The organism is Streptomyces sp. NPDC033229 (assembly GCF_055576875.1).
In genome coordinates, this window is record NZ_JBVIQR010000133.1 from 1 (window position 1) to 4,642 (window position 4,642).

Consider the following 4,642-nt stretch of genomic DNA (forward strand, 5'->3'; position numbering starts at 1 on the left):
CCGGCCGGCTCCTGATCACCGCCGACTCCGGCGGCTCCAACGACCCCCGCCGCTGGACCTGGAAGAGCAATCTGGCCGCCTTCGCACGAGAGAGCTGCCTGGAGATCACGGTCTGTCACCTACCGCCGGGGACTTCGAAGTGGAACAAGATAGAGCACCGGATGTTCTGCCACATCACCGCGAACTGGCGGGGGCGGCCGCTGACCGGCTACCAAGTGGTCCTCGAGACCATCGCCGCCACAACGACCAAGAACGGCCTGACCATCGGGGCCGAACTGGATACAGGAAGCTACGACCTCGGCATCAGCGTCACACCCGCCGAGTTCCACGCCCTTCCGATCACACCCAACGCCTTCCACGGCGACTGGAACTACACGCTGTCTCCCGTGCCACCGCGAACGTCCGACGCGCCGGCAAGCATTCGCCGGACCGATCCGGCCCTGACCATGATGCTCACCGAACCAGCCCTGACCGGCATGTCACGAAGTGCTTTCGATCATTTGGTGGCGGTCTCGGAACCTTTCTGGGACGCCATGGCCGAGGCGGCATTCCAGCGACGCTTCCACCGTCCGCGCAGCTACCGCCATCCGCAGGCCAGCAGCGTGGACCACACTCACCGGCTCCTGGCAGCCATCTTGCGCCGCCGCAGAGCGGTGACCATGACGTTCCTGGCCCAATTGATGGGCGTCAACCGCACCAACCTGTCCATTCAGTACCAGGACGCAAAACGGCTCCTGGACCTGCTCGGAATCCTCCTCACGCCGATACCCGGATCGCCCGCCCGCACATTGGCACAGCTACACGCCCGAACAACCCTCGCGGAAAACCATGATTGACAGTTATTGAAATACGGGTCCCGGGCAAGGTCACCAACTGCCAGGCAGGCGTGTCGCTTCACTTCGCCTCCGACCATGCCGGCCGCGGTCGACTGGCGCCTGTTCCTTCCCCGGACCTGGGACCCGGCTTCTCCGGAGGCCGATCCTGCCAGGGTGGCCCGGCGGGCTCGGTGCAGCATCCCCGATGACGTCGGACATGTCGAGAAGTGGCAGCTCGCTCTGGACATGATCGATGAGACACGGTCCTGGGGCCTGGACATCCCCCTCGCCGTCGCCGACGGCGGATACGGGGACACCGCCGCTTTCCGGCTCGGGCTTGAGGAGCGCGGTCTGCACTACGTGGTGGGCATCTCCACCACCGTGACCGCCCAGCCGGGCGACGCGGCACCGCGCATCCCGCCCTACAACGGAACCGGACGCCCGCCGGCGGCGAAGTACCCCAGGCCGGCCAGGAAGGTGAAAGAGCTGGTCATCGACGCCGGACGCGGGGCGGCCAGAGGTGTCCAGTGGCGTGAGGGATCCCGGCCCGGCACCGGCCGCAGCGGCCTCAAACGCATGTACTCCCGCTTCACGGCCCTGCGGATCCGGCCCGCCGGACGCCAGATCCGCCGCACCACGCAGGGGCGCGAGCTGCCCTTGTGCTGGCTGCTGGCCGAATGGCCCGCGAACGAGCCCGAACCGGTCCAGTTCTGGCTCTCCAACCTCCCCGCCGGCACCCCGCTGACGACCTTGGTGCGGACGGCCAAGCTGAGGTGGCGCATCGAGCACGACTACCGCGAGATGAAACAGGCCCTGGGCCTGGCCCACTTCGAAGGCCGCACCTGGCCAGGCTGGCACCACCACGTCACCCTCGTCTCCGCCGCCCACGCCTTCTGCACTCTCCAGCGGCTGGCCCGAGCCCCAAAAGAAACGGCGCTGGCCTGACCCTCTACCGGATCGTCCGCGACCTGCAGACCCTCCTCGCAACCTGGGCCGGCGCCTGCCCCACCTGTCACCGCGGCATACCCACACTCACGCCAACCTGACCAAGTCCTACTAGTCACTGCATCGAACGGCGTGCTCTCGCGGCGACCTAACCCGGGGCCGGCGGTGGCCGCCCAGGACTCCACCTCTCTGTTGAGACGGTTGGCGTTGCCCGGAGGTGAGCCAAGTCTTGGTGTACGGACTGAGGCGAGGGGGGGTGCCCCTATGAGTTTGGTCAAGCTGATCGGGCGGGTTGGGGTTCGTAGAAGGTGCCGTCGCGGAGCATGGCGAAGAGGACGTCGGCTCGTCGTCGTGCGAGGCAGAGCAGAGCTTGGGTGTGGTGCTTGCCCTGCGCGATCTTCTTGTCGTAGTAGGAGCGAGAGGCCGGGTCGGCCAGGGCGGCGAACGCGGAAAGGAAGAAAGCACGTTTGAGCTGCTTGTTTCCCCTCCGGGAAGGCTGTTCGCCACGGATCGAGGAGCCCGAGTTGCGGGTCGCCGGAGCGAGGCCCGCATAGGCGGCGAGGTGGGCGGCGGAGGGGAAGTTGCTGCCGTCGCCGACGTCGATGAGGATCCTGGCTCCGGTCCTGATACCGACTCCCGGCATCGAGATCAGGACCTTCGAAAGAGGGTGGGCCTCCAGCAGTTCCTCGATCCGCCCGGCCAGCAGTTTCCGCTGGTCAAGGACGGCGGTGAGCGAGCCGGCCAGGCTCGGGACGATCAGCGCGGCTGCCTCTGTGCCGGGCACCACCACCGTCTGCTCGTCCAGCGCTGTGAAGATCTCCTCGACCAGCCGCTCGGCCATCCGCGGTGCCTTCGGCCTCAGCAGCGTGACCAGCCGCCGCCTGCCGGCCTTGCGGATCTGGGCCGGCGATCCGAGCCGTTGCAGCAGGGCCAGCATGGCAGGGTGCTGCAACCGAGGCCCCAGCACCCGCTCCAGAGACGGATGGATTTGGGTGAGCAGGCCGTGGAGCCGGTTGGCGACCCGGGTCGCTTCGCCGGCCAGGTCGTCGTCGAAACCCACGATCATCTCCAACTCGACGACCGCCTCGTCTTCGAGGTCGATCGACCGCAGCGTGTGGGGCATTGCGCGGGCGGCGTCGGCGATGATGAACGCGTCCTTCGCGTCGGTTTTGGCCTCGCCCGGGTAGAGGTCGGCGATCCGCCGCATCGTCAGGCCTGGTAAGTAGGCGACTGGGCAGCCCATGTCCCTCGCGACCGCCAGGGGCAGGGCGCCGATCGAAGCCGGCTGGTCCACCACCACCAGTACCGTTCCGTGCTTGGCCTGCAACTTCGCGAAGAGCTCGCGGAGTTTGGGTTCGGTGTTCGGCAGGCGTTTGCCGAAGGCCTTCTTCCCGGCCGGGGTCACAGCGGTGGCGTGGTGTTCGCCCTTGCCGACGTCCAGGCCGAGGTAGACGTCGATGTCGCCGGTGTCGATCACGTGCGTCCTCCGGTCGTGCTCCTGCCCGGCCTCACCCACGGCACCGATCGCCACATCCACATTACGAAGAGCCTCCCGACCTGCGAAAAGTCGGTGGTCAAGCCCCTAATCAGCGGTCAGTCAGTGCCTCCGGGCCCGGTGACACCACCCCCCGGATCATGGTTACTGACTTTGTAGGCGTGGTGTCGTCATGGGCGGAGTCCGGTTGCGGCGAGGCACCCGTCGATGAGGATGCTGCGGTACTGGATCTCGCGGAGACCGTGGCGTAAGACCTGGACAAGGTGGTCGGGGTCGGTGAAAGCTGTGTTGGCCTGAGAACTTCGCCGCAGGAGAGACCAGATACCTTCGACGGGATTGAGGTCGGGGGCATAGGGCGGCAGGTGGAACGCGGTGATCCAGTCGTGGGATGTGATGAAGTCGCGCATCCCGGCGGCGCGGTGGGTGTTCAGGTTGTCCCAGACGAGGACGATCGGGGCGCCGAGCTGCCGGTGGGCTGCGGCAAGCAGGTCGCGGAAATCGGTCCAGGCGAAGCTGCGGCGCTCTTTCGTCTTATGGTCTTTGTGGAACATGGGCCGGTAGATGAGCCGGGAGCTTTCGCCGGGTTTGTAGCAGCACATCGCTGCCAGGGAGACCCGGCGCTGAGAACGTCCCCGGACCCGGATTACCGGTGTGTGCCCGCGCCGGGACCAGGTGCGTGTGGTGGGCGGCGTCATCGAGAAGCCGGCCTCGTCTTCGAAGACGATCCAGGCCTCGAGCGCCGCCGCAGTGCTTCCACCTGCGGCCAGGTCTCCTTCACCCATCCCGCCACCGCTTCTTCGTCCCGCTCTGTCGCACGGCGGGCCGGAACCTGATGGCTCCATCCATTGCGCCGCAGCATCTGCGCGATCCCGGACAGGGTGAAACTCTTGTGGAACCGGCGCCCGATGAGGGTCTTGATGCGTGCCAAAGTCCAGGTCTGGTCCGGCCAGCCATGCGCGACCGGGCCTTTGTCGAGTTCCTCTTCCAGCACGGTGAACAGGGTTTCACTCAGCCTGGGCAGCGATGCCGGGCCCTTCGACCGCAGTGCCCTCTGCCCTCCGACCTCCCACGCCAGCCGCCACCGCTGGACCGAGCGCACACTGACCCGTAATCGCTTCGCGATCACAGCATTGGTCTGCCCCTCGGCGAACAGCGACGCCGCCTCCAGACGGAGCCGCTCACGAAACGCCCGCCGTTCATCGGTCAGCCCACCACCCTGCGGATACCTCATACCTCCGGAGTACCGCGACGATCACTACCTGTCAGCACCCGCGACACCACGTCTACAAGTTCAGTAACGAGCTGGTGCGTGATAGCGGGGTGAGTGTCGTGCCTGGCTGGTGGCATGATCCGGCTGTGGCGATCACGATCAATCGGGCGGTACTGG

At 66.8% G+C, this 4,642-nt stretch carries 2 protein-coding genes and 2 pseudogenes; 2 read left to right on the forward strand and 2 right to left on the reverse strand.

What is annotated here, in order from left to right:
- Together ACZ53N_RS36445 and ACZ53N_RS36450 are read left to right on the forward strand one after the other, a co-directional pair.
- Positions 1-832: pseudogene (locus ACZ53N_RS36445) on the forward strand (ISAzo13-like element transposase-related protein); the annotation flags it as partial.
- A gap of 27 nt (positions 833-859) precedes the next feature.
- Positions 860-1,760 (forward strand): annotated as a pseudogene (locus ACZ53N_RS36450) (IS701 family transposase); the annotation flags it as partial.
- 274 nt (positions 1,761-2,034) lie between these two features.
- Here ACZ53N_RS36450 and ACZ53N_RS36455 read toward each other — a convergent pair.
- Together ACZ53N_RS36455 and ACZ53N_RS36460 are read right to left on the reverse strand one after the other, a co-directional pair.
- The gene (locus tag ACZ53N_RS36455) at positions 2,035-3,237 is read right to left on the reverse strand and encodes an IS110 family RNA-guided transposase (protein ID WP_469145014.1); all 1,203 of its coding nucleotides are present in this window, start codon (positions 3,235-3,237) and stop codon (positions 2,035-2,037) included.
- Positions 3,238-3,425: 188 nt separating this feature from the next.
- Positions 3,426-4,486, reverse strand: a protein-coding gene (locus tag ACZ53N_RS36460) for an IS630 family transposase (RefSeq protein WP_469145013.1) whose coding sequence is annotated in 2 segments (ribosomal slippage) — positions 3,426-4,037 and positions 4,040-4,486 — 1,059 coding nt in all. Because the reading frame shifts where the segments join, the coding sequence is not laid out codon by codon here.
- Between the last annotated feature and the right edge of the window lie 156 nt (positions 4,487-4,642).